Here is a 15357-nt window from a genome sequence, read left to right on the forward strand (position 1 = left end):
TTGATTACCTTGTTCATTCATAGTCACAAGAGCCGACGACTGGGTTCGCACCAGCATGAGCCGCTTTACAAGAGCGGTGCCTTTCTACATCGAGCCACGTCGGCTGGCGTTGTCGCATGAGTAGCCCGACCAGGAATCGAACCCGGAACTTCTGGTTAGAAGCCAGAGATGATGTCCGTTTCACCATCGAGCCATTTCACACAAGCGGAAGGCGAGGGAGTCGAACCCTCATCACCCGAAGGTGGCACGCGTTAGCAGTGCGGCCCGGCAAACCGTATCCGGCTGCCTTCCGTAATCAAATTGAGAGTGGACCGGAAGGGAATCGAACCCGGTCTTCGTCCATACCACAGACGCGTGCTGCCGCAACACTTACAGACCTTCTTGTCGTTTCAGTGATCACGGATGGAATTGCACCATCGGTCTCCTGCTTGTCACGCAGGCGTCTTAGCCGCTGGACCACGCGATCGTTTGTCATGACCGAGGTGGGAGTCGAACCCACAAAGTCACGAGGCTCTCGACCTCGTCGCTTTGCCAGTTTGCGTACCCGGCCGAATTAAGTAGCGGATCCGGGGGTCGCACCCGGCGGTCCTGGCTTATGAGGCCTGGCTGAGCTCTGGCCCATCCGCATTGTTGTCGCATCGAAGTAGCGGGTTCGGGGGTCGCACCCGACGGTCCAGGCTTATGAGGCCCGGATGAGCCTGGCTCACCCGCATTGTTGTCTCACCTGTGAGAGTGAAAGTAGCCAAGGCGAGAGTTGAACTCGCACGCCGCTGTGGGCACGACATTCTGAGTGTCGCGTGTCTACCGGTTCCACCACTTGGCTGATTGAATCGCCGCCCCGCTCTCACAGGGCAGCGAAAGATTTACATTTGCGGTTCGTACATGACGTCCGAACGCAAGACATATTTGGTTCCCGATTCAACGACCGCTCCTTCATGCAGTTGCGGATGATGAAATAGAAGCAAGCTTCCAGTCTTCGGCTGAACGTGGAATCGTCCAGGTTGAAAGAAACCGGTGCTGCCACCAGTAAACTCATCATTCAAGTAAACCAGGAAAGTGAACTCGCTTCGTTCGCCATTCTCTCGTTCAAACGCTCCGTCATAGTGAGGGGCAAACGTTTGTCCGGGTTCGTAGCGATAGAAACGCAATCGCTCATTGAGTCCGATGGCTCGACGACTTCGCCAAGGAGACACGACCCAAGGTTCGGCTCGCGTCCACAAGTCTGCCCCAGCTTCGAGGTCATCCTTTATCACTCGCGTGTTGTTTCGGACATCCTTGCGGATAATGGCTCCAGCGGACGTCGTGATTGGTGCGTCATCGAAACCTAACGACTCGGCGAGCGCGATGTACGCTTTGCATTCCAACTCATCGAGGAAATCGTGAATCACATAAACGTAGTCGTAGTGGTACTGTTCCTTTCTCATGAGTCGTTCTCCATTGGTGATGACGTTGATGTCGAAGTACTGCGGGAGGGAGTCGAACCCTCAAACACGAACGTTTGAAATTCGCCGCTTTGCCGGTTTGCGTACCACAGCATGTTGAATCAGTACTGAGGGCGGGAGTCGAACCCGCAAGCACTTGTTCCTAAGACAAGCGGCTCGCCGTTGGCCCTACCTCAGCGTGAGTGGAGCACCGGGGAATCGAACCCCGATTTTCTGCGTGCAAAACAGACGTCTTCCCGTTGGACGAGCGCCCCATGTTGTTCTTCGTTTCAGTGCCCAAAGCAGGGGTCGAACCTGCAAACACTCGGGTTTAAGTCGAGCCGCTCGGCCAGTTGGCGTATCTAGGCGTCTTGTGTTTGGTGCCGTGGGAAGGACGCGATTGCTCACGCCCTTCCGTTGGCTGCCAACGTGTCATGCCCTGAGTCGCGGCGTACTGTCGCCCGTTGACTTGCGGTGGTTTCGGATTGCCTTGCGGTAGTCCGGAACACGCTCGCCTTCGACGATCACGTCGCCGACCGTTTCAACCACCCAGCCATCGACCCAGTTGTCGTCGCTATCTTTCAGCTTTAGCACTCGGCCGACTTTGGCGAACTGCGTCGGGATGTACGAAGTCGTCACGACGCTGGCACCAGCGACGATGCGTCTCATCGCACATTGCGCGTACTTTACGTTTCTGGTCATCGTCGTCTCCTGGTTAGGCGGAATGAAAATTGTGGTAGCGAAGGCCGAAGTAGTCCCGGATGGAATCGAACCATCGTTTCCTGCGTGTAAAACAGGTGTCGTAGCCGTTGGACCACAGGACTTTGTCAAAATGTCGATCCGAAGAGCACGTCCCCAAGGATTTGAACCCTGACTAACTGGTTTGGAATCAGCAGTGCTACCGTTGCACCAGAGACGTGTGAAATTTCAAAAGTGGGAACGCAAGGAATCGCACCTCTCGCCGGCTACCACACAATTAAAGGCAGAAGGGTTACAACCTCCCGTGTGGAAACGCTCCCATGGATCACTCAAAAAGCGGAAGCCGTGGGACTCGAACCCACAACGGTCTTACCCGCAGCTGTTTTCAAGACAGTGTCCTCATCCGGCCGGGTGACTTCCGTAGTTGCGTTATTGAACGCAGTGACGTGAGCGGGAATCGAACCCGCGGACTCCTGGATGAAAACCAGACGATTCTGCCATCAGAATCTACCACGCCGTTTTGTTAGCCAGCCTTGTCGCCAGCCGAGTACCGCATAGGAGTTTCGATCTCCTTCCTGCTGCCTGAGAAGCAGCCGACCTAGCCAGTAGTCGAATGCGGCGTTCTTGAAAGCGATGGCAACGGGAGTCGAACCCGCAACGACTTGATAGACAATCAAGCTTCCTTCCCAGAGGAAATTGCCACCGAATATGTTCGCGAGGGTGACCAACCGGAATTGAACCGGCGACAAACTCATTCACAGTGAGTCTCTGGAAACCAACACCAGATCTGGCCACAGTCGGGTATCAGTGAGTCGCACACTGTCCATGCGTGGCCCCAAACCACACCGCTTACTCCAAGCTATACCCGAGAAAAACATCAGCACCGGAGACTGGAATCGAACCAATGAACTCCTGATTCAGAGTCAGGTGCAGCGACCAACAACTGCTACTCCGGCATTTGGTCTTAAATACATCAGCACTCCGTCCGGGAATTGAACCCGACCTGCGAGCTTCAAAGGCTCACGTCGCGACTACGCGCCGGAGAGAGAGTTTTTCAAAACAAAAGAGTGTCCTGTGGGAGTCGAACCCACCTAGCCGGATTGGAAGTCCGGAACCTTTGCCGCTCGGCCAAGGACACGAAATATGCTGAAGCTTGAAGGGCGAGGTGTGAAACGAAGCGAGCTATTTCACACTTCTCGCTTCACCCTTCAAACTTCGCGAAGCTCCGGCGGATGGACTCGAACCATCACTCCTCTCCTTAACAGGGAGCCGCCTTACCATTGGGCCACACCGGATTTTGCAAAGCGCCCAGCGAGAATCGAACTCGCATTTTCTGCATGGCAAGCAGATGGGTTACCACTACACCATGGGCGCAAAAATGCATCACTACCAAATTGTCAAAGATCAATACGCCGAAGCGTTCAAGAGCACCGAGCCGGAATCGAACCCGCATCACCCCGCTCGCGACGGAGGAGTCTTGCCGTTAGACCATCAGTGCTTGTTTCAAAATGTCTCAAGTGGGATCGGTGAGAATCGAACTCACATCGCTCGGATTAAGAGTCCGATGCATTACCTTGTCTGCCACAATCCCATGTGCTGTTGTTTTCGTCGTCGTTGTTTCGTTTCAGTCGGCGTGGCGGGAATTGAACCCGCGACCGTCGCCTTATAAGGACGCCGCTCTCACCCCTGAGCTACACGCCGATGCGTATGCAATGGGGCCGAAGGGAGTTGAACCCTCACCGAACGGATTAAAAGTCCGTCATGCTGCCAGTTACACCACAGCCCCGATGTTCAGTCGCGGCTATGCGTTTCAATCGCAGTTCAGGCAGCATGTTCGTTTTCCTTTCGTGTTGTTGTCGTAAGTGGTAGCCCCGAGGATCGAACTCAGCGCGACCCGCGTATCAGGCGGATTTGGGCGACCAGCCCTCGACTACCGTTGTCGTTTCAAAAAGTCGGACACCTCGGAGTCGAACCGAGAGCCTCCTGGTCCCAAACCAGGCGTGCTTCCATCTGCACCTGTATCCGATGTTGTGTTCTTCCGATCGCCGCAGCGTTTGCTGTCGGCGCATATCTTCCTTGTCAGTGGGCCGGGAGGCGCTCGAATCCTCGTCTGCGGTTCTTCAGACCGCCGCTAGACCGTCTCAGCTACCAGCCCATGTTGGGTTTGCCCGTTCGATGCGGACACGAAAAAAGGCTCCCCGGTCTGACGCGACCGATGAGCCTGATGTGGGGCCTTCGTAAAGAAGGCTTTCGCTAATGAAAGCGAGTGTCACATCAGACGCGGATACGCCGGGGCATTATCTGTATTCAACGGTTGCCCGCCGAACGCATTGCCTTCGTGTATCTGTTCGAGTCGACTGGATTGTTTTTTTGATAACATCAGAAAGCTCGTTACTCGCTTGTATATGAATGTGACTTGTGTGTTCGGAGAGATAGACGCTTTCGCATCCCGATGGTTCGCATAAAATCTCGCTTTCACAATACTAGAGATGCGCAGGCACCATGTTCTATTTCACCAAACGCCGCGAAATCCGAAAGATACTCGCCACAATGAACCCAATCGAAAATTTTCTCGCTGCGAAAAGGCTGTATCACCGTCATCGGCGACGGTAGTTGCATCGTAGTGCTACATGCTCGCGCGCAATGAACCGCAACCTCATGCTCGCAATGGATTCATCGCTGTTATTTCCTGCCAACTAATCTGGACCGTAACGAGTTCAAAATTCTGACGGAAATCTCGCTTTTTCATTTTAGGAAGTTCGGGAGTCAACACCATGCAAACGGATCGAAGGCAGGCCATTCGTGAAGCTCTCGCTACACTAGCCACCACTCACGCCGCAGCCGTCGCTCAACTCGAAACAGCCATTTGCTTGCTGACTGAGGAGCTGGGAGCGGATCCACTGGATCCATTCTCGCGCAAGCTCCCGGTTGTTATCCGCTACCCAAATCAATTGATTGACACCTCGAGCCATTCCGTGGTATGGGAAGGAAAACGCTGCTTTTTCGGCAATAATCTGTTATTTCGTTTCTTTGAACGCATCTCCCGCTCGCCGAATCAATTCATCTCGTACCGCGTGTTGCTCAACGACGTCTGGGGCGACGAACGTGAACATTCGAGCATTCGTGGTGTTGCAAAAAGAGTTCGTGATCGTCTTGCTTGCCAAGGAATGCCGGACTTGGCAAACAGAATCGATGGCACCAACCCAGGTCACTACCGTTTGATCCTGGTTTGACCATTTTTTTGAAATCAAACGCAGATCAAACCAAAATCAAACTGCTATCAAACCGGTGCTCTTCATACTAGCGGGATCAATTTCGCTAATGTGATCCATCCACCTCAATTTGGCACCAACGAGGAGCTCCAAGGCGATGCACCAAGACAAAGATAAAACCGACCTCAAACCGGTCCGCGCTGCTCAATACGTTCGGATGTCAACAGAACATCAGCAGTACTCGACGGCCAACCAAGATGACGTGATCCAAGATTATGCGGCGAAACGCAACTTTCAAATCGTGAAGACTTACGCCGACGAAGGCAAAAGCGGTCTTAGCGTTTCGGGACGTATTTCACTTCAGAAGCTGATCGCGGACGTGCAAAATGGAGCAGCAGACTACGAGGCTATTCTTGTTTACGACGTGAGTCGGTGGGGACGGTTTCAAGATGCCGATGAAAGCGCGTACTATGAATACTTGTGTAAACGTGCAGGCATCTCGGTGCACTACTGCGCCGAGCAATTCGAAAATGACGGCGGGCCAACATCCACTATTATTAAAAGCGTTAAGCGGGCGATGGCAGGTGAATACAGTCGCGAGCTGTCAACCAAAGTATTTCAAGGGCAATGCCGACTGATAGAACTCGGTTACCGACAAGGTGGCCCTGCAGGCTTCGGTCTACGCCGCATGCTGATCGACCAATCTGGCGAGGCGAAGTCTAAGCTTGCTCGCGGTGAATACAAGAGTCTGCAAACCGACCGCGTCATCTTAGTGAAAGGGCCGGAACAAGAGATCGAGACTGTGAATCGCGTCTACAAAAGGTTTGTTGTCGATGGTCAAAGGGAACGCCAAATCGCGGACCAACTTAATGCCGAGGGGACCACCACTGACCTTGGGCGACCATGGAATAGGGGGACCGTCCGTCAATTACTAACGAATGAGAAATACATCGGCAACAATGTCTACAACCGAACTTCGTTCAAATTAAAGCAACGGCGTGTCTGCAATGAACCAGAAAATTGGGTGCGAAAAGACAATGCGTTCGAGGCCGTCGTAAGCCAGGAATTATTTTATACCGCTCAGGGAATCATTCGCGAACGAGCGAAGTGCTACAGCGATGACGAAATGATTACCTGCCTCCGGTTGCTGTTGGAACAGAGTCCAACGCTTTCGGCCGGTTTGATCGATGCGGCTGACAATACGCCAACCTCTTCGAGCTATCGCACTCGGTTTGGCAGTTTGATCAGAGCTTATCGACTGGCAGGCTACCAACCGGATCGCGACTACGAATACATCGAGATCAACCAGAAGCTTCGGGAAATGTACCCAGACTTGATTGGCGACGTGATAGCGAGACTGGGAGCCGCCGGAGCGTCGGTCACTCAGGATGTTGACACAGACCTATTGCTGATTAACGGCGAATACAGTGCTTCAATGGTTTTGTCTCGTTGCCGACAAACGAAGAGTGGGTCGCTTCGATGGATGATCAACGTCGAACGGAAGGTGGCGCCGGACATAACGATCCTTGTTCGCATGGATGAGACGAATGAGAACGTCACGGACTATTACCTGTTACCGATCATGGACATTCAAACGCCACGTTTGCTCCTGTGTGAATCCAATGGCGTTTACCTTGACACTTACCAATTTGACAGCCTTGACTATTTTGCGTCGTTGTCTGAACGTCGAAAGATTGAGGTGGCAGCATGAACGGTTCTGAAGAGAAGGAAATCGTGTTGATACCACTTGATAAGATCACCATCGTGAACCCACGCGACCGCGGAAAAAAGAAGTATCGACAAATTGTCAATAGCATCGCCAACATTGGCTTAAAAAAGCCTATCACGGTGACGCCAAAGCCCTCATTGAAAGGTGAGTACCTGTTGGTATGCGGACAGGGACGATACGAAGCTTTCGATGAGCTCGGAGAAAGCGAGATCCCTGCAATCGTGATCGACGTGCCGGAAGAAAAACTTCTGCTAATGAGCCTCGTTGAGAATCTCGCGAGGCGAAATCCGTCGTGTTTGGAGATGGTTCACAAAATAGGAACTCTAAAAGAACAAGGTTACACATTTGCTGAGATCGCCAAGAAGACAGATCTCAACGTCTCCTATGTTCGCGGCATCGTGAAGCTAATCGAACGTGGCGAAGAGCGTCTCGTCATGGCAGTTGAACGTGGTCAGATCCCAGTCAGCGTGGCGGTGACGATTGCGGTAGCAGACGACCACGACATTCAACGTGCTTTGACGGAAGCTTACGAATCAAACGATCTGCGAGGAAAAAAACTGCTGGCCGCACGCCGCCTGATCGAAAAACGCCAGACGGATGGTAAATCTCTTCGAGGTGCACCTAAACGCACAAATTCAGCTGTGTCGGGAAAAAAATTGTTGCAAGCCTATCAAGCCGAATCAAACAAACAGCGGCTTGTGGTTCAAAAATCAAAACTCTGTGAGACGCGGTTACTCTTCGTCGTGTCGGCGATCCGTCAATTGATCGAAGACAGGAGATTCCTCGACCTACTTCGTTCCGAAGGACTGGACACGATGCCCGCGTATCTTGTGTCCGAACTAAGCAATCGAAAGGGTTTGTCATGAAATCGAAAGTTCAACTGGCGTGTGAGAGTGCTGTTCGCGAGATTCGGTTGACTGACATCCTGCCGATGCGGAAAATCGCTAAGATCGCAAAGGCGACAGTGAAGTATCGACAAATTGCCGTTTCGATTCGACAAGTCGGATTGATTGAACCGCTCGTGGTTCACCCGCAAAAAGGTGAAGCTGGTAAGTTCATGTTGCTCGATGGAAATGTCCGGTATGAAGTGCTGACGGAACTGGAAATCGAGAAGGTAAAATGTCTCGTCGCTCTAGATGACGAAGCGTTCACTTACAATCATAAAGTAAGCCGTGTGTCAGCAATCCAAGAGCATTTCATGATCATGAAGGCGGTGAAGAGTGGCGTGTCGGAGGCCCGGATTGCTGAAGTCCTGGACATCGATGTCGCTTCGATTCGCAAGAAACGCGACATGTTGGCTGGAATCTGCTCTGAAGTGATTGAGCTATTGAAAGAGAAGAGGCCTACTGCGGCAACCTTTGCTCAGTTACGAAAGGTCCAACCGATGAGACAAATTGAGATGGCGGAGTTGATGTCAGCGACAAACAATTTCTCTGACAGCTATTCCAAGTGCCTTGTCGCAGCGACAGCAAATGAACAATTGATTGACAAGGAAGCTTCCCGCGAAATTAATGGGCTCTCGTCGATCGATATGGCCCGCATGGAACGTGAAATGGACTCGCTTTCGAAAGACTTCAGAAAAATTGACGAAGACCACGGAAAGAATGTTTTAAACCTAGTCATCGCGGTAGGATACCTCAAATCGTTACTCGACAATGCACCTATCGTCCGGTACCTAGCCTCTTCCTATCCTGAGATCTTGACTGAGCTGCAAAAAGTAGTTGCGTCCCGACTGCTAGAAGGGCCCACTGAAGCAGAATAGAAACCATTTCGCTGGATGATTGCATTTACAGAACCTTGGGAACTGCTGCGGCAATAATCGTTTGAATTTGATTCTGATAGCTAAAAAAGAACGCAGTGATCCGCAATCGTTCTTTTCTTCGCCTATGGCCTGGACACGGGCACCATCTGGAAGACCAAAACAACCCACGAACTGCTCTTATGGCGGCACGTGTTCTGGAACCATGAATCGACCGATCGGCAATCGAATCTTCGATCTCGCTATGGTTGGCTATTCTATCGACGAGTTAAAACGAACAAATCGTTCTATCGGTCGATGAATCGAGCGGTTCACGTACATTTGCGTTCGCTTGAACCTCCGAGGCTCGCACCAGAGGAACCGATCTTCTTTGGTGGAACTGCGAGGCCCAACGCCGTCTTCAAACGGTTGATCGCCCTCGCCGGGATTCGCAACAAAGTTGACATTGAAACCGGCATTGCCAAAGACTGGCTGCTGAAGGACCTCCGCAAAACCTGCGCGACATACTATGACGAACATATGCCTGAATCTTCCATCGAAATCCTCGGTCACTCTGTCAGCGGCGTCACGTATCGGCACTACGCTCATCGAGATCCATTAGCATTCAAAGCGATCATGACGATCCCTCAGCCTTCCGCTTTCATGGCTCTACCACAGGGAATCGAGGATGAATGCCCTTGCTGCCGGCGGAAGTTCGCGGACAGTTGATTTACCGGTCGATGAAACCGGAGCACGCTTAGATCAGCGACAGTCACATACCGGCGTCGGACACCGGTGCATTGTGGTGTAGGTTTCTGCTGCGAAGATCAGTCCAGAACCTATTCCACTCCCGCTTCTAGGCGTTCAATGACTCAAACGTAGTAAACTAGTCTGCAGCAGTAAGATCGATTATCATCGCCACATACTGTCAAACGATATTCCGGAAATCACAGGTGGCATTGTCGGCTGATCGATGGACTTAAGAGTAAATGATTGCGCGATGTTTAACCTGTTAACTTCAGTTCAACCAATTCCCGACTTTGGGCGAGAATGAAATATATCTTCGGGTCGACCATTGGAACGACTTCTCATTTGTGACAATGTTTGAAGTTGTCGTTTTTAATGAATTTGGCAAAAAGCACGAGTTAGGTCAGGTTGGAATGCTCCCCAAATCCTGATCCACGTGTTATGAAAGTCTAGAGCCAATTCCGGCCGAGGATTTTCCATGAGCAAGAAACGACGACGACACTCACCCGAACAAATCATCAAGAAGCTACGTGACTCCGACGCCATGCTGGCGGCCGGCAAGAGCATTGGCGAAGTGCTTCAAGCACTCGAAGTCAGCGAAGCGACGCTGAGTCGCTGGCGCAGCCAGTACGGTGGCATGAAGAGCGAAGAGGCCAAGCGGCTCAAGGCACTTGAGGAGGAGAACAACCGACTCAAGAAGATCGTCGCGGACCAAGCTTTGGACATTTCGATGCTGAAGGAAATCACCAAGGGAAACTGACGAGCCCTCAATCGCGACGGGCCGCTGTGCAAGAGCTTCAGCAGAAGTTTGACGTGTCTGAGCGACGTGCTTGCCGCGTACTCGATCAACCGCGATCGAGTCAGCGATTTGAGGGGAAACCTAAAGACGAAGACGAACGTTTGACCAAGCGGATTCTTCAGCTTGTTCGCGAGCGTCCTCGCTGGGGCTATCGACGTATCTGCCAGCTTCTTCGCCGCGACGGTGAGACCATCAATATGAAAAAGATGTATCGACTTTGGAAAGCCGCTGGACTGAAGGTGCCGCGAAAACGCCGTAAAAAGCGTGCTACTGGCGTCCGGGGCAACGCGTGCGACGTTCAAACTGCAGCGTTTATCCACGATGTTTGGACGTGGGACTTCGTGCAGTCTTCGACGGTTGATGGGCGAACGATCCGATTCTTGAACATCGTCGACGAGTACACGCGACAATGCCTGACGATCAAGGTCGGCCGCAGCATCACCAGCGAAGATGCGATCGACACGCTGGCAGAGCTGTTCACGATGCACGGCGTTCCCAAACGCCTTCGATGCGACAATGGCCCCGAGTTCATCTCGACCGCAATCAAGCAGTGGCTTGCAACAATCGGCGTCGAGATTCTTTACATCGAACCTGGTTCACCATGGCAGAACGGTGTCTGCGAGAGTTTCAACAGTCGCCTGCGTGATGAGTACCTGCATCAAACGGACTTGATCGACGAAGACGACGCGCGGAAGAAAGCACGAGCTTGGCGGGAGGACTTTAACACACGTCGCCCGCACAGTTCGCTTGGCTACCTGACCCCATCGGAGTTCGCGTTTCGCAGTGCTGCTTCCGTTCGGCCTACGGCCTCACTCCAGCAGCACTGCGAATCCCCCATCCCTGTTTCCTAACCCAATCTTTCACAACGCCTGGTACAAGAAATTGGGGCATCCCAAGGTTAAAGATCGGATTCCCTGGCCAGACAGAAAGCGTTTCAACACATTCATCACTTCCAAATAGTTTTTCTGAGCTTCCCTTTAGCTACTTTTCACTTGGGATGAGTGTCGACGACTACAAAATCTCAAGCAACGATCTCTCTGAAGAGTTTTCAAGCGGCTGAGGTGGTTCCATTACGTCCGATGCCCGATGCACTCGCTCAAATTCTTGTCATCTTGGACGACGACGCGACCGCTGCACTCACTGAAGTGGCAACCGACGCACTTCGGCGATTTGGGCATGCTGTTTAGGAGATCGGATTGGTGATCCTGGGTTTTCCCATTCGGTCGCCAGGCACGATTTCATGGATGGGCGGAGGGGCCGGTCTACCGTCTCGATATCAGGGCTGCGATCCAAATATCTGAAGGTTTTTCTCTGTTCATTTCCGCCAATTGCGGTCTGTTCATCTTTCTTCGGCGAATCTGCAGCGGCTTGTCCCATGGAACAACACGACGCCTGTTCACGAGCACATCGATATCTAATTTGCTTCAGTCGCTTGCATCTGCACCTTGGCTTAGTTTAATATCTAGCACTTGAGGATCGACATTCGATTGAAATCACCAAGGCCCAAATCGGTTCCATTCAATGCGATGCCTGTCCGACTGTAAAAAGTCGAATGGATCGCAATTCATTGTTTGATTGGATTAGACCGAAGCATGCCCCCCCCCCTAGATCTTGACAAATCATGAACACACAATCGTCGGTTGATTTGGTTATGTTTGGCCGCGGTTTGGAGCCAATGTCGCTTGTCAAGCGAATTGAACCCGATGAGCTCCCGGAATCCGAAGACGAACTGGCGTCCGCTCTTGAGATGGCGGTTAAGGCAATAAATAGCTTTGAGCGAGCAGAGCGTTCCCAAATCGTCTTTATGCAAGATGGACTACTGATTGCAGTGGAAGACCAAAAAACAGGTAATTTGATTTGGTGTGGCTGATGCAATGGTCGACAGTTAATCGGGTCCATTAAAGATCGTATTGACCTCGGTTCTGATTCACACTTTACTCCTCGCCCCCTCCGTGGTCCGTGGCGCTGCTTGACTGTCACCCCCTCAACAATTTCGTCACGATAACCAGCTCGCTAGATGGTTGTAAGACGAGGTGGTGCCGCCAAAGAGCGATTGTATCAATGACAATTAGGATGGTTCGATTGTTCTCCGCAACCGGCACATTACTACGTATTTCAGACGAAGGAATAATTTAATCGATGGCAAGCTTCACTTGCGGCACCTGTCAATTCACGACTTCATCCCGAGATGAACATGTTGGACGGCAAGTAAAATGTCCAAAATGCAAGGTGCTCGGTATTGTCGTCCCAGAACTGACCACAAATCATGTCTCCCAGGAAACTCAAAGGGTTTCGAAGTTAGTTGAAGATTTTGCGAGGAAGCAGAATGATCGACTGAACTCTCTAGAACGCCCGAGTTCCACGGACATCTCGTTGCCAAAGTGGGCAGGCAACGTGATCCTCGTTACGTATGGTATTCTCGGCGTTCTATCGACGTTAGGGTTGCTTCTCTTGTTTTTTGCAATTGCGTCTGCCAATGGTGCGCCACAAGAAGCAGCCGTCGGCGCAATGTTTTCGTCCTTCTTTATTGCGGGTTACGTAATCTGCCGATCAATCGAAAAAGCTGTAAGTGGAATTTGCCGTCGATAGCGGCAAGGATTTTGATGTGGCTGATTTTATTTGCAGTAAGTGCGGCGTTTTGTGTTTGCGGGCTGATGACGTCACGCAACCTGAAATTGAATGTATGGAATGTGGACACGTCAACACTGTGCCACCTACTATTCATTTCGAAACCCGAAACTCATTTGTGAAGAAACGCAGCTTTTCAGAAAAGAAAACGATTGGGCTGCTCATTGCTGCCATTGGGATTTTTTCGATTGCTGTACTTGCAAGTTGTTGCGGATTTCTGGGTGTTTTAGGCAGCGGTCGTCCAACGAAGTCAGAGTTTCGAGCAAAGAAAGCGGATTATGAACGTCAAGCCGGTGAGGCGTTAATATGCACCAGTCAAAAACATCTGCGGAAAGTATTCGGAGAGCCTGATCATGTTTCGTCATATTCTGACAGCTATACTTGGACCTACCGTTGCTCCGATGGACGAGTTCATGTGCGGTTTACGCAGGTTCCGTTTTCTGACCTAGCTCTATTAAAGTCGATTGACGAAGGGTGAACATCCACTCTAAGTGGTTGAACAACCAACAAGGATTTGACAGCGTGTAATACGAGTCTCGAGCCTCCACCTTTTTAAATGGTGTGCGTTTATGATGCCACCTTACTTAAATAACAGACTGAACTGGAGCCCGGCTTGCGGGGTAATACGATTGGATTGCAAATTGCCCCGTCTTAGTGTTGAGCAACGTTTTTCAATTGAAATCCACATGAACATTCTTGTCTACAAACGAACCCACGTTGGCGACCCCGGCCCCGATGGCTGCTTTGGCGTCTTTGACTGCATGGGCACTGTGCGAGACCGTGACTATGACGCAGTAATCGGCGTTGGCGGAATCGGTCCAGAGGCACGATCACATGGGATCGCTGGCTTGGTCAACTGGATCGGCGTGGGGCCACATAAAACCTACACCGGCAAACGCGGTCCCGAGGTGACCTTCGACCGCTTTGTCTACTATGGCTGCGATGGTTACGACTTCGCAGAATATGCACCCAGGCTTGCAAAACGCATGTATGATCGCAACGTACGATCGATTTTGCATGGACTATCTGCTGTCGAGCGAGCGGAGGCGATTGCTATCCTTGCCTGGGCGGACAATGCTCCACCATCTCCATTGCTCGCGGGCGATTCCGGCGACGATGGCTTTTTTTCTATCTGCAAACGGGAATCGAAACCCAATTGTAGATAATCGCGTGATTCACGAAAGTTGACCCGCTCGCTCTGCAGGCAAGCGTTTTTGCCTGCGATAACAATCTCAATTCGGTTAGTCTTCAGCTTCGGTACTATCACGTGGTAGTGAGGACGAATCGATAGCGGGTGGCCCAGGGGCCGTGAACAACATCGAGCGATACAACTCTATAACTGTCTGGAAACCCAAATTTCTTCGCTACAGTGACAAAGGCTTGTTAAAGCCCGAAGTCAACACTGTGTCCCGCGTTTTTTGCAATCTGCCATTCCGCCGACGCAACCATCGATGCATACACTTGCCACGTTGGCCGCTTCGCCGATTTTCTCGACGGCACGCCGTGTCAGTTGCTACGCCTGTAGACGTCTGTTTGCTTCACTCTCTAGTAGCACTCGATCGAAGAATGCCATGTCGGCCGGTGAGGTCCCCTCATAGTGAAGCGTGGCATTGCTCGGTCCCAGAATTCGCCCTCGGCAATGGCATTTCTTGCCAGAACACGTTTTGGATTAAATACATCGATCCCTTCCGCTGCTCTCTGTGTAACGCAGATCCCTCACATGCAAACAGTGTACGAGAATGCAAACAAGTACCGATCAAGAATTTTGGGCGAATCTAAGAGAGCAAGGAAGACTTTGCCAAGAATTGGAAAGCCGAACGTTGATCGATGAGCGGATAATCGAATTCTTGACCCGATGCAGGCTCGTGGCGCTCGATACTCGCCGGGTCGGACTCGCTTTCATCGACCGACGCATACAGTCGCGGATCTCTATTCGAGAAGTTTGGATATGCCCGGTCACCAAAGACAGCCCCTCCACAACCACCTGTCTCCGCTTTCCGCTGCCACGGTGTCGCCCGTTTCGACTGCCATCGCCACGGTAGGCTGAGGTCGCCGTGAGCTGCTAAATCTCTGCTCATTCCTCGCTACATATAGGTGACGGTGGCTGTGTAGCTGCCGGTGTTTACCTATTTCTCGTTTTTTGGAACGGAGGTGCGGCTATGTCGCATGTTGTGCAGATTCAAACTCAGGTTCGAGACGCTGCGGCGGTTCGGGCTGGGTGCAAACGACTGAAGCTCGATGAGCCAGTCGAAGGTGAAATGAAGCTATATAGCGAGACCGTCACAGGACTCGCTGTTCAGCTTCGTGATTGGCGGTATCCGGTCGTGTTTAAAACCGAAACCGGTGAAACCAAGTTCGACAACTACAAAGGTCACTGGGGCAAA

The 15357-nt window shown here is 51.7% G+C and carries 10 protein-coding genes, 25 tRNA genes and 2 pseudogenes; 10 read left to right on the forward strand and 27 right to left on the reverse strand.

Annotated elements, in window-relative coordinates:
- Positions 1-30 precede the first annotated feature (30 nt).
- The 27 genes from RMSM_RS29980 to RMSM_RS30090 all read right to left on the reverse strand — a co-directional run bounded on the left by RMSM_RS29980 (position 31) and on the right by RMSM_RS30090 (position 4275).
- Positions 31-104: transfer RNA gene (locus RMSM_RS29980), tRNA-Thr, on the reverse strand.
- A gap of 17 nt (positions 105-121) precedes the next feature.
- Positions 122-193: transfer RNA gene (locus tag RMSM_RS29985), tRNA-Arg, on the reverse strand.
- 12 nt (positions 194-205) lie between these two features.
- A tRNA-Ser gene (locus RMSM_RS40450) sits at positions 206-291 on the reverse strand.
- 102 nt (positions 292-393) lie between these two features.
- Positions 394-466, reverse strand: a tRNA-Val gene (locus RMSM_RS29990).
- 8 nt (positions 467-474) lie between these two features.
- Positions 475-550 (reverse strand) — tRNA-Leu (locus RMSM_RS29995).
- 189 nt (positions 551-739) lie between these two features.
- Positions 740-823 (reverse strand) — tRNA-Leu (locus RMSM_RS30000).
- Positions 824-863: 40 nt separating this feature from the next.
- Positions 864-1424 carry a prolyl hydroxylase family protein gene (locus RMSM_RS30005; protein ID WP_008706342.1) on the reverse strand — a complete coding sequence of 187 codons (561 nt, stop codon included), beginning with the start codon at positions 1422-1424 and terminating at the stop codon, positions 864-866.
- A 37-nt stretch (positions 1425-1461) separates the two neighbouring features.
- Positions 1462-1535, reverse strand: a tRNA-Leu gene (locus RMSM_RS30010).
- Between the two features lie 12 nt (positions 1536-1547).
- Positions 1548-1620, reverse strand: a tRNA-Leu gene (locus RMSM_RS30015).
- Positions 1621-1625: 5 nt separating this feature from the next.
- A tRNA-Ala gene (locus RMSM_RS30020) sits at positions 1626-1696 on the reverse strand.
- A gap of 19 nt (positions 1697-1715) precedes the next feature.
- Positions 1716-1789: transfer RNA gene (locus RMSM_RS30025), tRNA-Leu, on the reverse strand.
- 64 nt (positions 1790-1853) lie between these two features.
- The gene (locus tag RMSM_RS30030; RefSeq protein ID WP_040770237.1) at positions 1854-2123 is read right to left on the reverse strand and encodes a hypothetical protein; all 270 of its coding nucleotides are present in this window, start codon (positions 2121-2123) and stop codon (positions 1854-1856) included.
- A gap of 50 nt (positions 2124-2173) precedes the next feature.
- A tRNA-Val gene (locus RMSM_RS30035) sits at positions 2174-2245 on the reverse strand.
- 24 nt (positions 2246-2269) lie between these two features.
- Positions 2270-2340 (reverse strand) — tRNA-Trp (locus RMSM_RS30040).
- A gap of 117 nt (positions 2341-2457) precedes the next feature.
- Positions 2458-2540, reverse strand: a tRNA-Ser gene (locus RMSM_RS40455).
- Between the two features lie 22 nt (positions 2541-2562).
- A tRNA-Glu gene (locus tag RMSM_RS30045) sits at positions 2563-2637 on the reverse strand.
- Positions 2638-2751: 114 nt separating this feature from the next.
- Positions 2752-2824, reverse strand: a tRNA-Asp gene (locus RMSM_RS40460).
- A 15-nt stretch (positions 2825-2839) separates the two neighbouring features.
- A tRNA-His gene (locus tag RMSM_RS40465) sits at positions 2840-2915 on the reverse strand.
- A gap of 86 nt (positions 2916-3001) precedes the next feature.
- A tRNA-Gln gene (locus tag RMSM_RS30050) sits at positions 3002-3076 on the reverse strand.
- Between the two features lie 110 nt (positions 3077-3186).
- A tRNA-Gly gene (locus RMSM_RS30055) sits at positions 3187-3258 on the reverse strand.
- An 85-nt stretch (positions 3259-3343) separates the two neighbouring features.
- Positions 3344-3415, reverse strand: a tRNA-Asn gene (locus tag RMSM_RS30060).
- An 8-nt stretch (positions 3416-3423) separates the two neighbouring features.
- Positions 3424-3494, reverse strand: a tRNA-Gly gene (locus RMSM_RS30065).
- Positions 3495-3638: 144 nt separating this feature from the next.
- Positions 3639-3711 (reverse strand) — tRNA-Lys (locus RMSM_RS30070).
- A gap of 37 nt (positions 3712-3748) precedes the next feature.
- Positions 3749-3821, reverse strand: a tRNA-Ile gene (locus RMSM_RS30075).
- A gap of 12 nt (positions 3822-3833) precedes the next feature.
- Positions 3834-3906 (reverse strand) — tRNA-Lys (locus tag RMSM_RS30080).
- A gap of 166 nt (positions 3907-4072) precedes the next feature.
- Positions 4073-4145: transfer RNA gene (locus RMSM_RS30085), tRNA-Pro, on the reverse strand.
- A 58-nt stretch (positions 4146-4203) separates the two neighbouring features.
- Positions 4204-4275 (reverse strand) — tRNA-Phe (locus tag RMSM_RS30090).
- Between the two features lie 619 nt (positions 4276-4894).
- Here RMSM_RS30090 and RMSM_RS30095 point away from each other — a divergent pair.
- From RMSM_RS30095 to RMSM_RS30155, 10 genes and pseudogenes are all read left to right on the forward strand, one after another.
- Positions 4895-5353 carry a hypothetical protein gene (locus RMSM_RS30095; protein WP_008706346.1) on the forward strand — a complete coding sequence of 153 codons (459 nt, stop codon included), beginning with the start codon at positions 4895-4897 and terminating at the stop codon, positions 5351-5353.
- 136 nt (positions 5354-5489) lie between these two features.
- Positions 5490-7043, forward strand: a complete 1554-nt coding sequence (locus tag RMSM_RS30100; protein WP_008706348.1) for a recombinase family protein — start codon at positions 5490-5492, stop codon at positions 7041-7043.
- Entirely contained in the window at positions 7040-7927 is an 888-nt protein-coding gene (locus RMSM_RS30105; protein WP_008706350.1) for a plasmid partitioning protein RepB C-terminal domain-containing protein, read from the forward strand. Before RMSM_RS30100 ends, RMSM_RS30105 begins: the two co-directional genes overlap by 4 nt.
- On the forward strand, positions 7924-8823 hold the full coding sequence (locus RMSM_RS30110; RefSeq protein ID WP_008706352.1) for a plasmid partitioning protein RepB C-terminal domain-containing protein: 900 nt from the start codon (positions 7924-7926) through the stop codon (positions 8821-8823). The genes RMSM_RS30105 and RMSM_RS30110 overlap by 4 nt, the downstream gene beginning before the upstream one ends.
- 1201 nt (positions 8824-10024) lie before the next feature.
- Positions 10025-11196: pseudogene (locus RMSM_RS30125) on the forward strand (IS3 family transposase).
- A gap of 150 nt (positions 11197-11346) precedes the next feature.
- A complete protein-coding gene (locus RMSM_RS43120) occupies positions 11347-11532 on the forward strand; it encodes a hypothetical protein (RefSeq protein WP_040770239.1) in 186 nt (61 codons plus the stop codon).
- 434 nt (positions 11533-11966) lie between these two features.
- Positions 11967-12215 (forward strand): hypothetical protein, encoded by a 249-nt coding sequence (locus RMSM_RS30135; RefSeq protein ID WP_008706360.1) that lies wholly within the window; start codon positions 11967-11969, stop codon positions 12213-12215.
- A gap of 699 nt (positions 12216-12914) precedes the next feature.
- Complete coding sequence (locus RMSM_RS30145) at positions 12915-13451, forward strand: hypothetical protein (RefSeq protein ID WP_040770242.1); 537 nt, start codon at positions 12915-12917, stop codon at positions 13449-13451.
- Between the two features lie 208 nt (positions 13452-13659).
- The gene (locus RMSM_RS30150; protein ID WP_008706365.1) at positions 13660-14139 is read left to right on the forward strand and encodes a hypothetical protein; all 480 of its coding nucleotides are present in this window, start codon (positions 13660-13662) and stop codon (positions 14137-14139) included.
- Between the two features lie 993 nt (positions 14140-15132).
- Positions 15133-15357: pseudogene (locus tag RMSM_RS30155) on the forward strand (hypothetical protein); the annotation flags it as partial.

Source organism: Rhodopirellula maiorica SM1, assembly GCF_000346295.1.
Taxonomy (GTDB): Bacteria; Planctomycetota; Planctomycetia; order Pirellulales; family Pirellulaceae; genus Novipirellula; species Novipirellula maiorica.

What these genes read in the sequence shown, in the direction of transcription:
- RMSM_RS30030 (WP_040770237.1), bottom strand. Translation starts at nt 2,123, where the DNA reads ATGACCAGAAACGTAAAGTACGCGCAATGTGCGATGAGACGCATCGTC.
- RMSM_RS30110 (WP_008706352.1), top strand. Translation starts at nt 7,924, where the DNA reads ATGAAATCGAAAGTTCAACTGGCGTGTGAGAGTGCTGTTCGCGAGATT.
- RMSM_RS30135 (WP_008706360.1), top strand. Translation starts at nt 11,967, where the DNA reads ATGAACACACAATCGTCGGTTGATTTGGTTATGTTTGGCCGCGGTTTG.
- RMSM_RS30095 (WP_008706346.1), top strand. Translation starts at nt 4,895, where the DNA reads ATGCAAACGGATCGAAGGCAGGCCATTCGTGAAGCTCTCGCTACACTA.
- RMSM_RS30005 (WP_008706342.1), bottom strand. Translation starts at nt 1,424, where the DNA reads ATGAGAAAGGAACAGTACCACTACGACTACGTTTATGTGATTCACGAT.
- RMSM_RS30150 (WP_008706365.1), top strand. Translation starts at nt 13,660, where the DNA reads ATGAACATTCTTGTCTACAAACGAACCCACGTTGGCGACCCCGGCCCC.
- RMSM_RS30100 (WP_008706348.1), top strand. Translation starts at nt 5,490, where the DNA reads ATGCACCAAGACAAAGATAAAACCGACCTCAAACCGGTCCGCGCTGCT.
- RMSM_RS30105 (WP_008706350.1), top strand. Translation starts at nt 7,040, where the DNA reads ATGAACGGTTCTGAAGAGAAGGAAATCGTGTTGATACCACTTGATAAG.